Annotated in this window: 15 protein-coding genes; 11 read left to right on the forward strand and 4 right to left on the reverse strand. The window is 70.2% G+C overall.

All coding sequences use genetic code 11. The annotated features are described in order from the left end of the window. Positions 1-127 precede the first annotated feature (127 nt). The 3 genes from AC3CBB_RS15755 to AC3CBB_RS15765 all read left to right on the forward strand — a co-directional run bounded on the left by AC3CBB_RS15755 (position 128) and on the right by AC3CBB_RS15765 (position 4,907). Positions 128-2,095 carry a glycosyltransferase family 2 protein gene (locus tag AC3CBB_RS15755; protein WP_488625324.1) on the forward strand — a complete coding sequence of 656 codons (1,968 nt, stop codon included), beginning with the start codon at positions 128-130 and terminating at the stop codon, positions 2,093-2,095. Further along, positions 2,092-2,823 (forward strand): HlyD family secretion protein, encoded by a 732-nt coding sequence (locus tag AC3CBB_RS15760; protein WP_123506825.1) that lies wholly within the window; start codon positions 2,092-2,094, stop codon positions 2,821-2,823. Before AC3CBB_RS15755 ends, AC3CBB_RS15760 begins: the two co-directional genes overlap by 4 nt. Positions 2,824-2,888: 65 nt before the next feature. Beyond that, entirely contained in the window at positions 2,889-4,907 is a 2,019-nt protein-coding gene (locus AC3CBB_RS15765) for a glycosyl hydrolase (protein WP_488625325.1), read from the forward strand. Between the two features lie 218 nt (positions 4,908-5,125). Here AC3CBB_RS15765 and AC3CBB_RS15770 read toward each other — a convergent pair whose 3' ends face one another. From AC3CBB_RS15770 to AC3CBB_RS15780, 3 genes are all read right to left on the reverse strand, one after another. After that, positions 5,126-5,809 carry a peroxiredoxin-like family protein gene (locus tag AC3CBB_RS15770; protein ID WP_488625326.1) on the reverse strand — a complete coding sequence of 228 codons (684 nt, stop codon included), beginning with the start codon at positions 5,807-5,809 and terminating at the stop codon, positions 5,126-5,128. A 207-nt stretch (positions 5,810-6,016) separates the two neighbouring features. Then, positions 6,017-6,793: an Fpg/Nei family DNA glycosylase gene (locus AC3CBB_RS15775; protein WP_488625327.1), complete on the reverse strand. Its 777-nt coding sequence runs from the start codon at positions 6,791-6,793 to the stop codon at positions 6,017-6,019. 9 nt (positions 6,794-6,802) lie between these two features. Next, entirely contained in the window at positions 6,803-11,458 is a 4,656-nt protein-coding gene (locus AC3CBB_RS15780) for an ATP-dependent helicase (protein WP_488625328.1), read from the reverse strand. 94 nt (positions 11,459-11,552) lie between these two features. Here AC3CBB_RS15780 and AC3CBB_RS15785 point away from each other — a divergent pair, with 94 nt between their 5' ends. From AC3CBB_RS15785 to AC3CBB_RS15810, 6 genes are all read left to right on the forward strand, one after another. After that, positions 11,553-12,197, forward strand: coding sequence for an FMN-dependent NADH-azoreductase (locus AC3CBB_RS15785; RefSeq protein WP_488625329.1), 645 nt, complete (start codon positions 11,553-11,555; stop codon positions 12,195-12,197). A gap of 50 nt (positions 12,198-12,247) precedes the next feature. Continuing rightward, positions 12,248-13,231 carry an aldo/keto reductase gene (locus AC3CBB_RS15790; RefSeq protein ID WP_488625330.1) on the forward strand — a complete coding sequence of 328 codons (984 nt, stop codon included), beginning with the start codon at positions 12,248-12,250 and terminating at the stop codon, positions 13,229-13,231. Positions 13,232-13,269: 38 nt separating this feature from the next. Next, on the forward strand, positions 13,270-14,406 hold the full coding sequence (locus AC3CBB_RS15795; protein ID WP_123506831.1) for a helix-turn-helix domain-containing protein: 1,137 nt from the start codon (positions 13,270-13,272) through the stop codon (positions 14,404-14,406). 9 nt (positions 14,407-14,415) lie between these two features. Then, positions 14,416-14,955 carry a hypothetical protein gene (locus AC3CBB_RS15800; protein WP_488625331.1) on the forward strand — a complete coding sequence of 180 codons (540 nt, stop codon included), beginning with the start codon at positions 14,416-14,418 and terminating at the stop codon, positions 14,953-14,955. Between the two features lie 61 nt (positions 14,956-15,016). Then, complete coding sequence (locus tag AC3CBB_RS15805) at positions 15,017-16,243, forward strand: MFS transporter (RefSeq protein WP_488625332.1); 1,227 nt, start codon at positions 15,017-15,019, stop codon at positions 16,241-16,243. Positions 16,244-16,345: 102 nt separating this feature from the next. After that, positions 16,346-17,239: an SDR family oxidoreductase gene (locus AC3CBB_RS15810; RefSeq protein ID WP_488625333.1), complete on the forward strand. Its 894-nt coding sequence runs from the start codon at positions 16,346-16,348 to the stop codon at positions 17,237-17,239. Between the two features lie 31 nt (positions 17,240-17,270). Here AC3CBB_RS15810 and AC3CBB_RS15815 read toward each other — a convergent pair whose 3' ends face one another. Beyond that, on the reverse strand, positions 17,271-17,996 hold the full coding sequence (locus tag AC3CBB_RS15815) for a FadR/GntR family transcriptional regulator (RefSeq protein WP_158614257.1): 726 nt from the start codon (positions 17,994-17,996) through the stop codon (positions 17,271-17,273). Positions 17,997-18,150: 154 nt separating this feature from the next. Here AC3CBB_RS15815 and AC3CBB_RS15820 point away from each other — a divergent pair, with 154 nt between their 5' ends. Both AC3CBB_RS15820 and AC3CBB_RS15825 read left to right on the forward strand, forming a co-directional pair. After that, positions 18,151-19,548, forward strand: a complete 1,398-nt coding sequence (locus AC3CBB_RS15820) for a GntP family permease (protein ID WP_488625334.1) — start codon at positions 18,151-18,153, stop codon at positions 19,546-19,548. A 1-nt stretch (position 19,549) separates the two neighbouring features. Beyond that, positions 19,550-20,080 (forward strand): gluconokinase, encoded by a 531-nt coding sequence (locus AC3CBB_RS15825; RefSeq protein ID WP_488625335.1) that lies wholly within the window; start codon positions 19,550-19,552, stop codon positions 20,078-20,080. Positions 20,081-20,094: the final 14 nt, after the last annotated feature.

Raw genomic sequence — 20,094 nt, forward strand, 5'->3', positions numbered from 1 at the left:
AACTCCGTTCATCCCAGTCCATTCGTCGTCGCCGTAGCCGACACCCCGCCTTCGCGAGGGCTCGCCCACCCAGCTGCGCCCTTCTGTCGGCATCTCCCCTGACCCGAATCCAGGAGACCTGTCCCGCATGTCCCGAACCATGCCCGGCGAGCGCACGTCCGCTCGCAGATCCACCCACGTGAGCCGCGCTGAGACGCGGCTCGAAGCCGAGCGGATGCGCCTCGAGGAGGCCGCCGCCGTCAAGAAGGCCGTGCGAGCTCCGAAGGTCCACACGACCGCGCACATCACGGCGGGCGGTCGTCCCGAGGGGCGCACGCACTCGCCGGTGATGGTGCTGCTCGTGCTCGTCGCGACCCTCGGCATCCTGCTGTACGGCCAGTTCCTGCTGAACCCTGCGAACCGTGGCGACCTGCTGCCGTACTGCATGGTGATCGTGGCGGAGGCCGTGGTCGTCGTCCAGGCGCTGCTGTCGATGTGGACGATCCTCTCAGGCGGCGCCGACCCCCGCGACTTCGACTTCCACCAGACGCAGGAGACGCTGTACGACGAGGACGAGATCGAGCGTCTCGGCCTCGCCGACCAGCCGCACCTGTGGCCCATGTACATCAACGGCAAGCGTCAGCTGATCGACGTGTTCATCACGGTCTACGGCGAGGACGTCGCTAAGATCGAGGCCACGCTCGTCGCTGCCCTCGCCCTGCAGGGCGAGCACCGCACCTGGATCCTCGACGACGGCAAGAGCGACGAGGTCCGCGACCTGGCCGCGCGCCATGCCGCCCGCTATGTGCGTCGACTGACGAACCACGGCGCGAAGGCCGGCAACGTCAACCACGCGCTCTCGCTCGCCAAGGGCGAGTACTACGCCATCTTCGACGCCGACTTCGTGCCGAAGCCCGAGTTCCTCTTCGAGACCGTGCCGTTCTTCGTCGACGACAAGGTCGCCTTCGTGCAGACCCCGCAGGCGTACGGCAACCTGTCGTCGCTCGTGTCGCGTGGGGCCGGCTACATGCAGGCCGTCTTCTACAAGTTCATCCAGCCGGGCCGCAACCGCTTCAACGCGGCGTTCTGCGTCGGCACGAACGTGATCTTCCGTCGCGCCGCGATCGACTCGATCGGCGGAATGGACACCGCGTCGAAGTCGGAGGACGTCTGGACCTCGCTGCACCTCCACGAGGCCGGCTGGCGCTCGATCTACATCCCGCTGACGCTCGCCGTCGGCGACGCCCCCGAGACCATCGAGGCGTACTCGAAGCAGCAGCTCCGCTGGGCCTCGGGCGGATTCGAGATCCTGATGCAGCACAACCCGATGTCGCCGAAGCGCACGCTGACGATGGACCAGAAGCTGCAGTACATGGTCACCGCGACCAACTACCTGACCGGCATCGCGCCGCTCCTCCTGCTCCTGGTGCCGCCGCTCGAGATCTTCTTCGACCTGCGCCCCATGAACCTGACCATCTCGCTCTGGCAGTGGATCCTCTACTACTGCAGCTTCTACCTGATGCAGATCCTGCTGGCGTTCTACACGCTGGGGTCGTTCCGGTACGAGGTGCTGATGCTGGCGACCGTGTCGTTCCCGATCTACGTCAAGGCGCTCTGGAACGTCATCACCGGCAAGGACGAGGGCTGGCACGTCACCGGAGCGAAGAACCTGCAGAAGTCGCCGTTCAACTTCATCATCCCGCAGGTGCTGTTCTTCGTCTTCCTGGCGCTGACCAGCTGCGTGGCGATCTACCGCGACATGCAGAACGGCGTCGCGACGCTCGCCACCTTCTGGAACCTGCTGAACACCTTCATCCTGCTGTCGTTCATCATCGTCGCCTTCCGCGAGGCCAAGCAGATCCGCAAGGCCAACAAGGCCACCCTGCGCGGCGAGATCGTGACCGACGTCTACGAGCCGGTCGCTGCCGCCGCCAAGGCCACCCGCACGCGGATCTCCCGACCCGCGCCTCGCAGCCCCGAGGAGATCGCTCTCCTCGAGACGTCGATCGAGGACACCCTGCCTCGTTCGCGCCGAATCCAGCCGCCGGTCGTCACCCCGCCCGCATCGCTCACCACCAGTCCTTCTTCCGCCACCGACCAGAGGGTTGCTTCATGACCTGGGCCAGCCGTTTCAAGCTCTTCGCGGGCATCGTCGTCGTGATCATCCTCGTCGCCGCATTCACCGTGATCTTCACCAAGAGGCAGTCGCAGGTCATCTCGACCAGCGCCAGCATCCAGGCCGAGGAGTACAAGATCGGCACCGACTACTCGGGCTCGATCACCAAGCAGTACGTCGTCGACGGCGACACGGTCACGAAGGGCGACCCGCTCTTCACGATCAAGAGCCTGTCGGTGCTGCAGGACGTCTCGTCGAACCTCCTTAGCTACAACAGCGCCGCGTACTCGGTCACGGCCGACGGGACCATGACCTTCAAGGCCACGGTCACCGGCACGGTCACCGACATCGCGACCAAGGAGGGCGGCTTCGTCCAGGCCGGCGCCGACCTCGCCACCATCGATGCGGCCGACAGCCTCTTTGTGATGGGCGACTACAACCTGACGCCGCGCGACTACGAGCGCATCCAGTCCGGCGGCACCGTCGACCTGACCCTGCCGAACCAGACCGTGCTCAACGGCACCGTCAAGAAGGTCTCCGTGCAGACGACCGACGGCAACGCCCAGACGTCCGTCCAGGTCTCCAGCAAGTACCTGGTGCAGGGCTCGGCCTCCGGGCTCGTCGCGCCGGGCACCCCGGTGACGGCTACGCTGCACCTGCGTCAGGACGGCATGTTCGCCGGCGTCCAGGACGCCATGCTCGCCTTCGTCCAGAAGATCGGCCTGTAGTCATCGGTGTCGTACGCCGCGGCCGCCTGGCCGCCGCCGCCCTCGTGGCGGCCTCGGCGCTCCTCTTGAGCGCCTGCACCTCGGAGGGAAGCCAGACGACCCAGACGCCGTCGCGGCCGAGCACCGCCTCGACCGTGCTCGGCGACTCGACGGTCGCCCCGCTCGTCAAAGCACTGCCGCAGAAGTCCATCGCTCCGGCGACGACGACGAAGCTGGCGAAGGGCCTCATCCCGCCGACCAACAAGTGGTACTCCGGGCTGGCCTTCGGCGCCGAGTCGTTCGCGGTGTTCCCCTTCCCGATCTCGTTCCAGGAGACCGCGACCGGCTTCTCGGCAGGGCTCCCGCCCGTCACGGCGACCGAGAACACGCTGTTCGGTGAGAACGTTCCGCAGGTCACCCTCGACGTGGGCGCCTCGACTGCGGTCGTCAGCCGCTACGACGACGTCTCTGTCACCGTCGAGCACCGCAAGGGCTCGACCGTGATCGGCCACACCACCATCGCCGAGGGCTCGCCCCTCGTCTCGTACGTCGCCGCGAGCTCGCAGACGACCACTCTCGACGGCCAGGTCGCGTCGACCGGCGACGGCCGCGGGACCCTCACCGTCTCGGGCCAGGAGTGGGCTGTCGTCACGACCGGGGGGTCGATCGACGGCGCCTCCGTGAAGCTCGACAAGGGCGGCAGCGTCGTGCTGTTCCCCGTGCCGTCGGGCGCCTCCTCATCGCAGCTGACGAAGCTCATGACCGCCGCCGAGGCTCCGCTGACCGGTGTCACGACGGCCTACAAGTCGGTCTCGAAGGGCGAGCAGACGTCGCTCGGGTACACGACCGCGTCCGGTTCGAAGGCGCAGTCGACGATCGTCGTCCCCCTACCGCACCAGGGCTCCGACGCCGCCAGCACGGGCTGCACCGGCCTCACCTACACGACCATCTACGGCACGGTGCCGGTCTGCATCTCGTCGGGGCTGACCTTCACGACCGCCGCGGTCGAGGCCACCGGCGAGCTCGACCTGTCGAAGCTGTCGTCGTCGCAGAAGGCCACCCTGAAGTCGCAGCTCGAAGTCGACGTGTCGTCGCTCCCGACCTTCAACACCGACACCTACTACGGCGGCAAGTCGCTGTACCGCGCCGCGATGCTCCTGCAGATCGCGCGGCAGCTCGGCGACTCGGCATCCGAGAAGACGCTCACGACGAAGCTCACCACCGAGATCTCCCTGTGGATGGAGCCCGACGGCTGCACCACACGCGGCCAGGAGTGCTTCGTCTACGACCCGAAGCTCAAGACGATCGTCGGCCTCGTGAACTCGTTCGGCTCCGAGCTCGCCAACGACCACCACTTCCACTACGGGTACTTCCTCTATGCGGCGGGCGTCGTCGCGCAGAACGACCCCGCGCTGGCGAAGAAGTGGGCGCCGGTGATGAACCTGCTGGCCGCCGACATCGCGACCAACACGGGCGACCAGTCGGGCACGTACTTCCCCGACACGCGCGCGTACGACCCGTACTTCTCGCACGCCTGGGCCTCGGGCTACTCGGAGTTCAACGACGGCAACAACCAGGAGTCGTCGTCCGAGGCCGTGAACGCCTGGAACGGACTCGCCCTCTGGGCCAAGGCCTCCGGCGACTCGGGGCTCGAGGCCGAGGCGAACTGGATGCTCAGCGGCGAGACCGCGTCGGCGCTGGCCTACTACGTCAACCCCGACCTCACGGGCTCGGAGTTCGACGGCTTCTCGCACGAGCTCGTCTCGCTCAACTGGGGCGGCAAGCGCGACTACGCCACCTGGTTCTCGGCGGCGCCGAGTGCCATCATCGGCATCCAGCTGATCCCGATGAGCCCCGTGTCGACCTATCTCGGCACCGAGGCGGGCGGCGGTTCGAAGCACATCATCTCGCTCGTCGACACGGCGCTCTCGGCGGGGACCAACGTCACGCTCGCCGACTACGTGCTCATGTACGAGTCGCTTGCCGGCACCTCGTCGGCTGACGCGGCGCTGGCGGCGGCGAAGAAGTTCCCGAGCGCCTCCATCGACAACGGCAACTCGCGCACCTACATGCTCGCGTTCATCATGGCGCAGCAGACGAAGTAGGGCCCGCTGCCGGCGGGGCCGGCGTCGCGCTCCCGCGGGGGTCCGGCGGCGGCCGGCCCCCGTCGGGTCGGCGGGGTCGGCGGCGGCCGGGAGTTCCTGCGCCCGGGCCGTGCCCCGAATTTCAAGGAGATTTTCGGGCCGACTGTGGCCCGATCCGCCTCACTTTCGTGCTGGCGCGGAAATCTCCTTGAAATTGCGGCGGCGCAGGCAGGCGGCGGCTAGCTCGGAAGCAGCGCCAGCGCCTCGACGATCGTCGGGACCTCGGTGCGGGTCGTGTAGTCGACGTGGACGTCGGCGAAGACGACAGTGCCGTCGCCCGCGACCACGAGCACCGTCGGGAACGGGATGTCGCCCGTCGCGTCGGCGTTACTGTCGGCGACGTCGAAGCCCAGGTCGGTGTGGGCGGCGCGGGCGTCGGACGTCGGCTCGGTCAGGATGCCGAGGGAGCGGACCAGCGTGTTGCCCGGATCGGAGAGCACGGTGAACTCGAGCGACCCGTTCGTGATGGCGAGCTCGGAGGCCTCCGGGGTCTGGGGGCTGATCGCCAGCAGCTCGATGCCGCGCTCGCGCAGCTGGGGGAGGAGCGCCTCCTGGTAGTGCTTGAGCGTGAGGTTGCAGTAGGGGCACCACGAGCCCCGGTAGAAGACGACGACCGTGCCGTCGGCGCCAAGCGCGTCGGCCAGCCGCACGGGTTCGCCGGTGGTGCTGACGAGCTCGGCGTCCGGCAGCGCGTCGCCCGCCTCGACCGCCCCGTCGGGCGCGCCCGACGCGGTCAACGCCGCCTGCTCGTCGTCGAAGACCGCCGTGAGGCGCGGGCCGATCTGGGCGGTGAAGCCCTCGTTGAAGGTGGCTACCTGATCGGCGATGGTCGTGGTCTCGGCGGGTCGGGTGTCGCTGGGCATGGTGCTCCTCGGGTGGGGGTCGGGATGGTTGGCTCAGGGTATGCGTCCGGGCGTCGCCGGGGCTGGGCTGCGTAACACGCGGTCACAGCCCGGCCTGGTGCCGGGGCCAATGACGGGGATTCTCGCGACCCGGCCCGTTTCGCCGCCTCATTTCTCGCCGCTGCGGCAGATCTCCGTCGTTGTCGACGGCGGCCCGCGCCGGCGGGGTCAGCTCTGGCAGCGCGGGCACCAGTAGGTGTCGCGCAGCTCCAGCTCGGACTCGCCCAGCATGCCGCGCTCGATCTTCGTGCCGCAGCGCAGGCAGGGCCGCCCGGCACGGCCGTACACCCAGTCGGTGTCGCCGCGGAGGCGCCCGGTCGTGGTGCGGTCGACCCGGTCTTTGTTGGCGTCGATGAGGCGGTGCGCCAGCTCGATGACCTTCGCGCGCTGAGGCACCTCGCCGACGGGCCGCGTGGGGAGGACGCCGCGCAGGAAGCAGAGCTCGTTGCGGTAGACGTTGCCGACTCCGGCGAGCACGCGCTGGTCGAGCAGCGCGAGGCCGATCGGCCGCTCGGGGTCGCGCTCGAGGTTGGCGAGAGCGACGTCGGGGTTCCAGTCCGGGCCGAGCAGGTCGGGGCCGAGGTGGCGCACGACCGAGTCGTCGTCGTCGCGCGGGACCAGCTCGACTATTCCGAGGTCGAAGCCGACGGCGACCCAGTCGGCCGTCTCGAGCACGACGCGCGCCTGGTAGGCGGGCCGCTTCCACTTCGTGCCGTGGCGATAGAGGTGCCACGACCCCTCCATCTTGAGATGCGTGTGCAGCGTCACGTCGCCGAGGTGATGGAGCAGGTGCTTGCCGCGGCTGACGACGTCGTCGATGACGGTGCCCGCCAGGTCGACGGTGGCGAACTCGGGCACGCGGAAGTCGCTCTTCGTCAGCACCGCACCGTGGAGCACCGCGTCGAGGTTCTTGGCGGCGCGGTAGACGGTATCGCCCTCAGGCATGGTCCGGCCTCACCCGCGCAGCCGCAGACCGCTGGGCGTCGTCGCGAAGCCGGCGTCGCGGAGCGCCTCGCCGAGGGTCGTGCTCAGCACGAACTCGCCGTCGACGCGCTCGACCGAGAGGCGGCCGAGCCGCGTGCGCACCACGGCGGCGAGGGAGGTCGCGGCTGCGACGAGGTCGTCCGGGCCGGGGGCGCCGAACGTCAGCAGCGTCTTGCCGCCCCGCTCGACGTAGACGACCAGTCGGCCGTCGACGAGCACGACGAGCGAGCCCGCCTTGCGCCCGGGGCGGTGTCCGCGTGGCGCGGCAGAGCCGTCGGCGGGCTCGGGCAGCGCCGGCCACGGCAGGGCGGCGCCGTAGGGATTGGCAGGGTCGGTCGCCGCCAGGGTGACGACGGGCACGGGCGAGGTGTCTCCGTCGTCGCGCAGGAACGAGCGGAGCCGGTCGACGGTCGGCCCCGTGGCGAACTGGGCGGCGCCGAGCCCTTCCACGAAGTAGCCGCGGCGGGCGCGTCCGGTTTCTTCGAAGCCCGAGAGCACCTTGTAGACGGTCGAGAAGCCGCCGCGGACGCCCTCGTTGGCGACGGCGCCGCGCGTCACGATGCCGTGCCGCTCGAGCAGCATCTCGGCCTGCGCGGCGGCGCGGATCGTCGAGTCGCCCTCGGCGAGCGGCAGCAGCGACCAGCGGCCGCCGACGGTCGGCGGACCGGCCTGGCGCACCCGGTCGGCGCGGGGGACGCGGCCGCGGTACGACGAGCGCATGCGCGTCGGAGCCCGGGGGCGGGGCGGCTTGCCTCCGACCTGGGTGCGCAACGGGGCGAAGGTGTCGTTGGTGATCTGGCCCTGCCAGACGAGGTCCCAGATCGCGGTGGCCAGCGACTCGTCGTCTTTCGAGCCGACCGCGTCGGAGAGCTGCCGGAAGAAGTACGCCCCACCGCCGGCCAGGGCGGCCAGCACCTCGCGCTGCAGCTCGGTCGTCTCGTCGCCCGATGGCTCGGAGAGCGTGACGCCGGCTCCGTCGGCCAGATGCAGGCTCACCCAGCCGTCATTGCCCTGCAGGGTGCCCGAGCCCGACCAGATGACCTCGCCGGTCGCGGTCAGCTCGTCGAGCATGGCGGGGGAGTAGTCGGTGACGCGGGCGGGGAGGATCAGGGTCTCCCATGCACTGGCGGGCAGGGCCACGCCACTGAGCTGGTCGATGACCTGCACGACGCCGTCGATGCCCCGCAGGCCCGAGCCCTTGGCGTCGGTCGCGACGTGCTGCCACGCGGGCAGGAACCGGCCGAGCGTCTCGTGCGAGACCGGCTCGACCTCGTGGCGGAGTGCCGCCAGCGAGCGGCTGCGGAGTCGCCGCAGGACCTCGGCGTCGCACCACTCCGACCCCTGGCGATCGGGCCGGAACTCGCCCTCCACCACGCGGCGATCGGTAGCGAGGCGCCGCAGCGTGTCGTGCACCACCGCCGTGCCCAGGCCGAGGCGCTGGGCGACCTCGGCGGGGGCGAACGGACCGTGCGTGCGGGCGTAGCGGCCGACGAGGTCGCCGAGCGGATCGTCGACGGGCTCGATGAAGGCCGACGGGACGCCGATGGGCAGGTTCACTCCGAGCGCATCGCGCAGGCGGGAGGCGTCTTCGATGCCGGCCCAGCGCTCCGTGCCGGAATGGGTGAAGCGAAGGACGCGCGCCGCCCGGACGAGCTCGTCGAGGGCACCCTCGAGCTGGGTGGCGGCGTCGTCGGTGTCGGCCAGCCAGCTGCGCTCGACGATCTCGGACGTCGTCAGCGGGCCCAGGAGGCGGAGCAGGTCGACGACTCCCTCGATGTCGCGGGCGCGCCGCTCGGGCGTGAGCTTCTGCAGCTCGCGCTCGTGCAGGTCGATGACGTCGGCGTCGAGGAGCTCGCGCAGCTCGGCACGGCCGAGCAGCTCGGCGAGCAGCGACGAGTCGAGCGACAGCGCGGCGGCCCGGCGCTCGGCGAGGGGGGAGTCGCCCTCGTAGAGGAAGGCCGCGACGTAGCCGAACAGGAGCGACCGCGCGAACGGCGAGGGCTGGGCCGTCTCGGTCTCGACGACTCGCACCTCGCGGCGGGCGAGAGCGTCGGTCAGCTCCATCAGGGCCGGCAGGTCGTAGACGTCCTGGAGCACCTCGCGGACCGCCTCGAGCACGATCGGGAACTGCGGGTACTTGCGGGCGACGTCGAGCAGCTGGGACGCTCGCTGTCGCTGCTGCCAGAGCGGCGACCGCTTGCCCGGGTTGTAGCGGGGCAGGAGCAGGGCCCGCGCCGCGCACTCGCGGAAGCGCGACGAGAACAGCGCCGAGCCGCCGACCTCCTCGGTCACGATGGCGTCGAGCTCGTCGCGCTCGAACGTGAACAGGTCGGCGCCGGGCGGCTCGGCGTCGGTGTCGGGGATGCGGACGACGATGCCGTCGTCGGCGGCCATCGCCGAGCCGTCGATGCCGAGCCGGTCGCGGATGCGCCCGGAGACGGCCAGCGCCCAGGGAGCGTGCACGCGCATGCCGTAGGGCGAGTGGAGGATCAGGCGCCAGTCGCCGAGCTCGTCGCGGAACCGCTCGACGACGAGCGTCTGGTCGGTCGGCACGTGGCCGGCGACCTCCCGCTGCTCGGCGATGAAGGCGAGGAGGTTGCGGGCGGCCCGCTCGTCGAGGCCGCCCGCGGCCACTCGGGCGACAGCCTCGACCTCGCTCGACGTGGCGAGCTCGCGCGTGTAGGCGCCGATGGCGCGGCCGAGCTCGGCGGGGCGGCCGATGCCGTCGCCCTTCCAGAACGGCACGCGTCCGGGCTGCCCGTATGCGGGCGAGACCAGCACTCGGTCGTGGGTGATGTCTTCGATGCGCCAGCTCGTCGCGCCGAGGGCGAAGACGTCGCCGACGCGGGACTCGTAGACCATCTCCTCGTCGAGCTCGCCGACGCGAGCCGCCTTCTCGCCGACCATGAACACGCCGAAGAGGCCGCGGTCGGGGATGGTGCCGCCGCTCGTGACGGCCAGGCGCTGGGCGCCGGGACGGCCGGCGAGGGTGCCGTGCACGCGGTCCCACACGATTCGCGGCCGCAGCTCGGCGAACTCGTCAGACGGGTACTTGCCGCTCAGCAGGTCGAGCGTGGCGTCGTAGGCGCTCCGGGGCAGGGTCGCGAACGGGGCGCTGCGGCGCACCAGGTCGTACCACTCGTCGACGTTGATCTCATCGAGCGCGACGGCCGCGACGGTCTGCTGCGCGAGCACGTCGAGCGGGTTGGCCGGCACCTGCAGCTGCTCGATCAGGCCGGCGACCATGCGCTCGGCCGCGACCGCCGAATGGATCAGGTCGGCCCGGTGCTTCGGGAAGAGCACGCCCCGCGACACCTCGCCGACCTGGTGGCCCGCGCGGCCGACCCGCTGCAGGCCGCTGGCGACCGACGGCGGCGACTCGACCTGCACGACGAGGTCGACCGCGCCCATGTCGATGCCGAGCTCGAGCGAGCTCGTCGCGACGACGCAGCGCAGGCGGCCGCTCTTCAGGTCGTCTTCGATGATCGCGCGCTGGTCTTTGCTCACGGAGCCGTGGTGGGCGCGGGCCAGCAGCGGCTCGGAGCCCTGGGTCTGGCCCGAGCCGCCCATGAGCTGAGCGGGCACCGCCTGAGCGGGCACCGCCTGAGCGGGCACCGCCTGCGCCGGCGGCGAGCCGATCGCGCCGGTGGCTGGGCCGTCGGCCGCGGCGCCGACGAGCGCCTCCTCCGCCGGGACGAGCTGCCGCTCCAGGTAGATGTCGTTGAGCCGAGCGGTCAGCCGCTCGGCCAGGCGCCGCGAGTTGGCGAACACGATGGTCGACCGGTGCTCGAGGATCAGGTCGACGATCCCCTCTTCGACGTGCGGCCAGATCGACCCCTGCGGGGCCGCGCCGGCGGCCGAGCCCTCGAGGGGAGCCGCAGTGCCGAGCTCGGTCATGTCGTCGACCGGCACCACGACCCGCAGGTCGAACTTCTTCTCGGACGCGGGCGCCACGATCGTCACCGGTGCCGTGCCGCCGAGGAACCGCGCGACCTCCTCCCGCGGACGGACGGTCGCCGACAGCCCGATGCGCTGGGCGGGCTTCTCGAGCAGGTCGTCGAGGCGCTCGAGCGACAGCGCGAGGTGGGCGCCGCGCTTCGACGCGGCGACGGCGTGGACCTCGTCGATGATGACGGTCTCGACGCCGCGCAGGTTCTCTCGCGCGGCGGACGTCAGCATCAGGTAGAGCGACTCGGGCGTCGTGATCAGGATGTCGGGCGGCGTGCGCTGCAGCAGCCGACGGTCGGACGACGAGGTGTCGCCCGATCGCACGCCGACGCTGATGTCGGGCGGGGTGGAGCCCAGCCGCCGGGCCGTCTGGGTGATTCCGACGAGCGGCGACCGGAGGTTGCGCTCGACGTCGACGCCCAGTGCCTTGAGCGGCGAGATGTAGAGCACCCGAGTTCGGTGCTCCTTGGCCTCGGGAGGAGGCGACGACGCCAGCCGGTCGATCGACCAGAGGAAGGAGGCCAGCGTCTTGCCCGAGCCCGTCGGCGCGATCACGAGTGCGTTGCGGCCGCCCGAGATGGCCTCCCACGCCCCCTCCTGCGCGTGCGTGGGCCGCGCGAAGGCGCCGCGGAACCACTCTGCGGTCGCAGGGGAGAAACGGTCGAGAACGTCGGTCATCGTCAGGCCATCCTGCCCGCAGCCACTGACATTCGACCGGGACGGCATTCGACCGGGCCGATCGCCGCCGCGATCCTCCGGATAGCGTGGAGCCATGCCCACTCTGCTGCACCTCGACTCCTCCGCCGACCTGGACGGCTCCCGCTCCCGCGCCGTCACGAAGACCTTCGCCGACGCCTGGGCCGCCCAGGGCGACGACCACGTCGTCGTCTACCGCGACCTCCACGTCGACGCGCTCCCGCACCTGAGCGACGCTTCGCTGCACTTCCCGCCCCACCTGCGCCCGGCCGGTGCCGCGCCGAGCCCCGAGCAGGAGGCGCTGCAGGCCGAGATCATCGCTCAGCTCCTCGCCGCCGACGTGCTGCTGATCGGCGTGCCGCTCTACAACTACTCGATGCCGTCGACGCTCAAAGCCTGGATCGACTACATCCACGTGCCGTCCGTCACGGCCCCGTTCGGCGCGGACACGACGCAGCCCATGGCGGGCCGCCCGGCCGTCCTGGTGTCCACCCGCGGTGGTGTCTACGACGCAGGAACTCCGACGGCCTTCGACGACCACGCGCTTCCGGCGCTCCAGCTCATCCTCGGCACCGCCCTCGGCATGCGCGTCGAGACCATCGTCGCGACGCGGACCCTGACGGAGCGGTTCGGGGGGCCCGCCGACGAGGTGGCGAAGCAGCACGCGGAGCTCGACGGCGCTCACGAGGCAGCGGCGGCGGCGGCGGTCCGCCTGGCGTAGGCCGAGTTCCTGCGCCCGCGAGAGTCGGTGGCGGCCTCTAGGGTGAAGGCATGGAACAACGACGTCTCGGACGCACCTCTCGCGAAGTCTCGGTCATCGGCCTCGGCACCTGGCAGCTCGGCGGCGACTGGGGCGACGTGCCCGAGCGCGACGCCTTCGCCGTGCTCGACGCCTCGGTGCAGGGCGGCGTCACGTTCTTCGACACCGCCGACGTCTACGGCGACGGGCGCAGCGAGCAGCTGATCGGCAAGTGGCGGCGCAGCAACGCGGACGCCCCGCTCACGATCGCGACGAAGATGGGCCGCCGCGAGCCGCAGGAGCTCAAGAACTACACTCGCGCGAACTTCATCGACTGGATCGACCGGTCGCGCCGCAACCTGCAGATGGACACCCTCGACCTCGTGCAGCTGCACTGCCCGCCGACCTCGGTGTTCCGCAGCGGCGACGTGTACGACGCCCTCGACGAGATGGTCGAGCGGCAGATGATCGCGGCGTACGGCGTGAGCGTCGAGGAGGCCGGGCAGGCGCTGACCGCGATGGAGCGGCCGAATCTCGCGACGGTCCAGATCATCCTCAATGCGTTCCGCATGAAGCCTCTCGACGAGGTGCTCCCCGCGGCGGTGGAGTCGGGCGTCGGCATCATCGCCCGCGTGCCGCTGGCGAGCGGTCTGCTGAGCGGCAAGTACACGGCCGAGACGCAGTTCGCCCCGAACGACCACCGCTCGTTCAACCGCCACGGCGAGGCCTTCGACCAGGGCGAGACGTTCTCGGGCGTCGACTTCGAGACCGGCGTCGAGGCGGCCGTCGCCTTCTCGGAGTTCACCCCCGAGGGTGTCTCGACCGCGCAGGCGGCGCTCAAGTGGATCGTCGAGCAGCCGGGCCTGACCACGGTGATCCCGGGTGCCCGCAACCCCGAGCAGGCCCGTGCCAACGCGGAGGCGGGCGACGTCCCGGCACTCGGCGAGGAGTTCCACGACCGCACCGAGCGCCTCTACGACCGGTACTTCCGCCCGGTCGTGCATTCGCGCTGGTGAGGATTGCGATTATCGCAATATTCTGACATCTTAGGTATATGACAGATGAAGTCGCTCCTCGCGTAAAGCAGATTCAGGCCCGGCTCGGCGTATCGCAGGCCGAACTCGCGACGGCGATCGGGATGAACGGTTCGAAGCTCTCGAAGTCGCTTCATGGTTCACGGCGCTTCACGTCTCTCGAACTCGCCCGCATTGCCGATATCGGCGGCACGACTGTGGATTGGCTCCTCACGGGAGCTCCTTCACGATCGCTCGAGTTCGCCGCTCGAGCACTGAGAGCCACATCCGAATCGAGCGCGCGAGGGCAGGAGATCCTGGCCGACCTGGGCCAGTGGCACGACGCTGCGCATGAGCTCGGGCTCATCGCGCCTGCTCCGGCTCTTCCCGTCGGCGGATCCGAGAGGGGGTACGTCGCGCAAGCGAACGCCCTCGCCGCGCAGGCCGTCTCCCGGCTCTCCACACCGCTCGGCGCCACTGACAACGTGTCGCTCATCGGTGCGATCGAAGAGGCGTTCGGCGTCTGCGTGGTCATCGACACTCTCCCCGACGGCTACGACGGTCTCAGCTACCAGGACGACGACTTCCGAGCCATCGTGCTGGCGAAGACCCCACGGGCTGTTCGCCAGCGATACACCCTCGCTCACGAAGTGGGGCATCTTCTCTGGGGTGACGCCAGCGAGGAGATCATCGCAGAGCATCTTCTGCCTCCGCGAGATAGGCGAGACCCCCATCAGGAGAAGCGCGCGAACGTCTTCGCCGCATCGTTCCTGATGCCTGAACGTGAGATTCGAGAGGCTCTGTCCGAACGCACCGGCGTCGAAGCGTTCCCCGATCTCGTCTGGCAGTTCGGTGTCTCCCCCGACTCCATGGCTTGGCGACTGTTCAATCTGCTGATCATCGACGACGCCGAACGCGAGGGCTTGAGCGGCCTGTCATCTCACTCGGTAGCGCGGCAACTGCGCGTATCGACTGAACACGCATCCCGGTGCAGCCTCTCCGACACGTTCCGGCCGGCGCAGCCGCTGGTCGACGCCTTCGTCACTGCTTACGAGCAGGGTGTCGCTACTGCGCGTCCTCTTGCCGCGCTTCTCAAGCGACCCATCGAGGAGGTCGAGGCGTTCTTCGACAGCGATGGTGCAGAGGGCATCTGGGCCGACCCCGAGAACCAGGGCTAGCTCGGGCACATGGCAGTCACGTTCTTTCCCGACACAACAGTCGTTTGCAACTTCGCCGCCGTAGACCGGCTGGACCTGTTCGTCGACTACCTCAACGGTCGCGGCCGCATCGTCGAAGCTGTCGCCTATGAGATCTCTCGGTCGGCGACGATTCTCCGAGCGCTTGCTGCCCTCGATGTCGACTCGGTATTCGGTGCACCGATCGAACTCGACAACGACCCCGCACGCCACGCGATCGAGGTCAGCCGCACGGCCGTCTTCGGCGGCATGCCGTCGCGGCCGCTCGAACATCTGGGGGAGAGTCAGACCCTCTATGTGCTGGGTGCCAGGCCCGAGTTCTCGGACTCGATCTGGATCACCGATGACAAGCAGGCGAACCGCCTCGGCCAGCGGCGCGGGTTCATCACGCGCGACACCGTCCACATGCTCGAAGAACTCGTCGCGAATCGCGAAATCAGCTGCAGCGTCGCCTTCGACCTGACGGAGGAGATGTGGCGACAGGGGCGATCGCTTCTCTCCCGGCCCCTCGCGCCGAGTTTCTTCGGATGACCGAGTCCGATCTTCAGTAGCCTCGATAGATGCTCTCCGTTCAAGCTCCCGGCTCCCGCTGGTGAGCGCGGGCGGCGTCGGCGGGTACCGCGAGCTGCTCGGTCCGGCCGATCGGCGCGCGCTCTTCGCGGTCGGAGTCCTTGCCCGCGTCCCGCTGGCGATCGTCGGCTACAGCGTGCTGTTCTTCGTCCAGGCGACGACCGGGTCGTTCGCGACGGCCGGATTCGCCTCGGGCCTGGCCATCGCGTCGATGGCCGCGGTGAGCCCCGTCTTCGGCCGCATCGCCGACCGCGCCGGCCAGCGCGGCGCGCTCCTCGCGGCGGCGATCGCCCACCCGCTCGCCGTCGCACTGATGATCGCGGTCGGCTCGCTCGGCGCGCCCCTCCCTGTCGTGGCCGCGGCATCCGTGCTGGTGGGTGCCTCGATCGCGCCGGTCGGGTCGTACATGCGGGCCCGCTGGTCGCAGCGGCTCGGCGACACCCCGATCCTGCAGGTCGCGTTCTCGCTGGAGGCGATCGCCGATGAGCTCGTCTGGGTGTTCGGGCCGGCGCTCGCCGCTCTCGTCGCCGGGACCATCAGCCCTGCCGCCGGCCTCGTGATCTCGGCGGTGATCGGCACGGCCGGGGCGCTCCTGCTGCTGCGTGGGGCGCCGACGCGCCCGATCCCGTTGGCCGGCAGCGGACCCCGGGCGGCGTTCCGGCCCTGGCGGTCGCGGCGGCTCATGGGCCTGCTGATCGCTAACGCCGTCGTCGGCCTCATGTTCGGCATCAACGACGTCAGCGTCGTGGCCTGGACCGCCAGCATCGGGGTTCCGCAGATCGCCGGTCTCGTGCTCACGGCCTACTCGATCGGCAGCGTGTCGGGCGGGTTCCTGATGGGACTCGTGCCCGGCCGGCTTCCCGCCTATCGGCTCCTGGTCGCGTCGACGCTGCTGTTCGCGATCTTCTGGTTCGCGCTGTCGCAGGCGCCCAACCCGTTCTGGCTCTTTCCGATCGGGGTGTTCGCGGGCATGACGATCACCCCGTTCACGATCTCGACCAATCGCGTCGTGCACGAGGCCGTGCGCCCCGAGGTGTTCACGGAGGCCCTGGCCTGGGTGTCGGCGTTCGTCGTGGGCGCGATGGCGCTGGGCTCGTCTCTCGGCGGGGTCGTCGGCGAGCGGGTCGCGCCCGACGCCGGGTTCACGCTCGTCGGGGTGCTGGCCGTGATCCCGTTCCTGGTCGTGCTGGTGGCGGGGGTTCGGCGGCGCCGGTCCTCCCCCGTCGAGAGCGGCGCGCCTGGGCTCTGAGGCCGGTCCGGGGCCCGACTCGGCCGCTCCCGGCGAGAGCGACGGGCGGCAGGGGGACAAAGCTGTGCCGCCATCCCGCGCCGTCCGCGTAGACCGGGCGGCATGGCAGACACGATCCACACCCCGCAGAACCCGCTCACCCAGTACCCCGGCCCGCCGTTCGAGAAGCAGCAGCAGACCGGCCCCGGCGACATCCACGACATGAAGCCCCGGCCCGACCACGGCGAGGAGAGCTACGTCAGCGGCAAGCGCCTCGCGGGCCGCAAGGCACTCGTCACGGGTGCCGACTCCGGCATCGGCCGCGCCGTCGCCATCGCCTACGCGCGCGAGGGGGCCGATGTGGCGCTCGCCTACCTGCCCGAAGAGCAGCAGCAGGCCGACGAGGTGGCCGCCCTCGTCGAGGCCGCCGGCCAGAAGGCCGTCCTGATTCCGGGCGACCTGCAAGACGAGTCGTACAACACGGCCATGATCGAGAAGACGGTGCAGGAACTCGGCGGCGTCGACATCCTGGCCCTCGTCGCGGGCGTCATGCCGACCGTCGACTCCATCGAGGACTTCGAGACCGAGACCCTCGACCACGTGCTCAAGGCCAACATCTACACGCTGTTCTGGACGACCAAGGCCGCCCTGCCGCACCTGAAGCCGGGCGCGTCGATCATCACGACATCGTCGATCCAGGGCTTCCAGCCGTCGCCGTCGCTCGCGGAGTACGCCGTCTCGAAGGCGGGCATCGCGAACTGGACCCGCGCGATGGCGGGCCAGCTCGCCGAGAAGGGGATCCGAGTCAACGGCGTGGCCCCCGGACCGGTGTGGACGCCGCTGCAGCCGGCATTCGTCCCGAACGAGAAGATCGAGTCGTTCGGCGAGGAGGCCGTCTTCGGCCGTCCGGGTCAGCCGGCCGAGCTGGCACCGCCGTTCGTCTTCCTGGCCTCGCAGGAGTCGAGCTACATCAGCGGCGAGACGATCGCGGTGACCGGCGGGACGCCGATTCACTAGCGCTGACCGGCGGGACGCCGATTCACTAGCGCTACCGGGTGCGCTGGGCTCCCTCGGCGATGAACTCCGCGAGGGTCTCACCGAGGAGCTCGCGCGCCCAGCGCTCCGCGGCGGCCGGGTCTCGGTCGACCAGAGTGCGGGCGAGCTCGTTGTGACGGTGGGCCGACGACGGCGTGTACTCGGTGATGGTGTGGCGGCGCTCCTCCGTCCGGGTCCGCAGCAGGGCCTCCACCGTCGATGCGAAGTGCGCGATGACGAGGTTGCCCGAGGCAGCGAGGATCGTCGTGTGGAAGGCGACGTCGGCCTCGAGGTACCGGCGGTCGTCGCCGGCGGCGCTGGCGTCGACCATGGCGGCGGCGCACTCCTGCACGCGGTGGGCCTCGCCGGGCGTCATAGCGGTGGCCGCGAGGCGCGCAGCGACAGGCTCGATCCCGAGCCGCATCTCCAAGAGCTCGCGCATCTGCACGAAGTAGTCGGCGCCGCGGCCGCGCCACTCCACCACCTGCGGGCTCGAGACGTCCCAGTCGGCCCGGGGGAGCACCTGCGTGCCGACGCGCTGGCGCGGTTCGACCATGCCGAGCGACTGGAGCACCCGCAGGGCCTCGCGGAGCACCGAGCGGGACACGGCGAACTCCTCGCCGAGCCGGTCGACGCTGAGGATCGCGCCCGCGGGCAGCTCGCCGTCGACGATGCGCTGCCCGAGCGTGCCCACCACGCGCGAGTGCAGGCCTCGGTCGCCGAGGGGGCTCTTCGCCATTTGACGCTCCTTGGCAGTGGTGGCAGAGTACATAAGTCTTATTAATCTGATTAATCAGACGAACTTACCGACCCAGTCTGGCGCACCCCGGCCGCCGACGAGGTCACCCTGACAATGGGGTCGCGCAGAAGCGCCCCCGGAAGAGGACGACGACGTGCACTTCTCCCCCCTCGCGCTGGCGAGCACCGAGCTGGTGAAGCCCTCGGGCTCCGACGCGCAGCTGATCATCGCGGCGCTCGCCGGAGTCGCGGCGATCATCCTCATGATCACGTGGCTCAAGGTCCATCCGTTCCTGGCGCTGGCCATCGCGTCCATCGGCGTGGGAATCGGCGCCGGGCTCGCCCCGGCCGACACGGTAACGAGCTTCGGCAACGGCTTCGGCGCCACGATGACCAGCGTCGGCATCCTCGTCGGGTTCGGCGCGATGTTCGGCAAGATCCTCGTCGACTCGGGCGGGGCCGACCGCATCGTCGACACCCTCGTGAAGCGCTCGTCGCCGCGCACCCTGCCGTGGACCATGGCCCTGATCGGCGCGCTCATCGGCCTGCCGATGTTCTTCGAGGTCGGCGTCGTGCTGCTCATGCCCGTGATCGTCCTGGTCTCGCGCCGCGCGAAGATGCCGCTCATGCGGGTGGCGATCCCGGCGATCGCCGGCCTCAGCGTGATGCACGGCCTCGTACCGCCGCACCCCGGCCCGCTGGTCGCCGTCACGACGCTGGGCGCGAACCTCGGCCTCACCATCGCGCTGGGCATCGCCGTCGCCATCCCGACGGTGATCATCGCCGGCCCGCTGTTCTCGGTGCTCGCCGCGCGCTGGGTGCCGATCTCGGCTCCGGCCCTGTTCGAGAGCGACGCCGACGAGGCCGACGCGAGCGACCGGAAGCGCCCCTCGTTCGGCATCGCCGTCGCCGGGATACTGCTGCCGGTCGTGCTGATGCTGCTCAAGGCGCTGTGGGATGCGTTCGACGAGAACGGCGGCGGGCCCGTCAAGGCGCTGTTCGAGTTCCTGGGCACCCCCATGATCGCGCTCGGCATCGCAGTGCTCTTCGGCATGGTGTTCTTCGCGCGCAGTGCCGGGATGAGCCGCGACCAGGTGCAGACCTCGCTGGGCTCGGGACTGCCGGCGATCGCGGGGATCCTGCTCATCGTCGGCGCCGGCGGCGGCTTCAAGCAGGTGCTCATCGACACGGGAATCGGCACGCTCATCGCCCACGCCGTGACCGACAGCGGGATCTCGGTGATCCTGGTCGCCTGGTTCGTCGCGGCCCTGGTCCGGGTCGCAACCGGCTCGGCGACCGTCGCGATCGTGACGGCGGCGGGCATCCTCGCCCCGGTGACCGCCCACCTCGCCGGCCCCGAGGTCTCGCTCGTCGTGCTCGCTGTCGGCGCGGGCTCGCTGTTCCTGTCGCACGTGAACGACGCCGGGTTCTGGCTCATCAAGGAGTACCTCGGCACTACCGTGGGGCAGACATTCAAGACGTGGTCCGTGGTGGAGTGCATCATCTCCGTCGTGGGCCTCGGTGGCGCACTCCTCCTGGGACTGGTGATCTGACATGACCGTCGAACCGCACGTGAACGAGCCGATCCTGGTGGTCATGGGGGTGTCGGGCTCCGGCAAGTCGACTGTCGCCGGGATGCTCGCCGACGACCTCGGCTGGGACTTCGCCGAGGGCGACGCCATGCACCCCGAGTCGAACGTGGCGAAGATGGCGGCGGGCACGCCCCTCGACGACGACGACCGGTGGCCGTGGCTCGACCGCATCGCCGCGTGGATCCAGGAGCGCGCCGCCGCAGGGCAGCCCGGGATCATCACCTGCTCCGCGCTCAAGAAGTCGTACCGCGACGTGCTCCGCGGCCCGAGCGTCGTCTTCGTGCACGTGCAGGGGTCGACGGCGCTGATCGGCGAGCGGATGTCGCAGCGCTCGGGGCACTTCATGCCGACGTCGCTCCTCGACTCGCAGCTGGCGACCTTCGAGCCGCTGGAGGCCGACGAGCAGCACATCGTCGTCGACGCGAGCTCGTCGCCGGCCGCCGAGGTGGCCGAGGTCGAGGAGCGCCTGGGCCTCGTCGCCCGGAAGCTGTAGATCGGGAGCAGGAA

It is taken from the genome of Frondihabitans sp. OV104 (assembly GCF_057787745.1).

What these genes read in the sequence shown, in the direction of transcription:
- AC3CBB_RS15780 (WP_488625328.1), bottom strand. Translation starts at nt 11,458, where the DNA reads ATGACCGACGTTCTCGACCGTTTCTCCCCTGCGACCGCAGAGTGGTTC.
- AC3CBB_RS15810 (WP_488625333.1), top strand. Translation starts at nt 16,346, where the DNA reads ATGGCAGACACGATCCACACCCCGCAGAACCCGCTCACCCAGTACCCC.
- AC3CBB_RS15815 (WP_158614257.1), bottom strand. Translation starts at nt 17,996, where the DNA reads ATGGCGAAGAGCCCCCTCGGCGACCGAGGCCTGCACTCGCGCGTGGTG.
- AC3CBB_RS15760 (WP_123506825.1), top strand. Translation starts at nt 2,092, where the DNA reads ATGACCTGGGCCAGCCGTTTCAAGCTCTTCGCGGGCATCGTCGTCGTG.
- AC3CBB_RS15800 (WP_488625331.1), top strand. Translation starts at nt 14,416, where the DNA reads ATGGCAGTCACGTTCTTTCCCGACACAACAGTCGTTTGCAACTTCGCC.
- AC3CBB_RS15790 (WP_488625330.1), top strand. Translation starts at nt 12,248, where the DNA reads ATGGAACAACGACGTCTCGGACGCACCTCTCGCGAAGTCTCGGTCATC.
- AC3CBB_RS15755 (WP_488625324.1), top strand. Translation starts at nt 128, where the DNA reads ATGTCCCGAACCATGCCCGGCGAGCGCACGTCCGCTCGCAGATCCACC.
- AC3CBB_RS15795 (WP_123506831.1), top strand. Translation starts at nt 13,270, where the DNA reads ATGACAGATGAAGTCGCTCCTCGCGTAAAGCAGATTCAGGCCCGGCTC.
- AC3CBB_RS15770 (WP_488625326.1), bottom strand. Translation starts at nt 5,809, where the DNA reads ATGCCCAGCGACACCCGACCCGCCGAGACCACGACCATCGCCGATCAG.
- AC3CBB_RS15825 (WP_488625335.1), top strand. Translation starts at nt 19,550, where the DNA reads ATGACCGTCGAACCGCACGTGAACGAGCCGATCCTGGTGGTCATGGGG.
- AC3CBB_RS15775 (WP_488625327.1), bottom strand. Translation starts at nt 6,793, where the DNA reads ATGCCTGAGGGCGATACCGTCTACCGCGCCGCCAAGAACCTCGACGCG.
- AC3CBB_RS15785 (WP_488625329.1), top strand. Translation starts at nt 11,553, where the DNA reads ATGCCCACTCTGCTGCACCTCGACTCCTCCGCCGACCTGGACGGCTCC.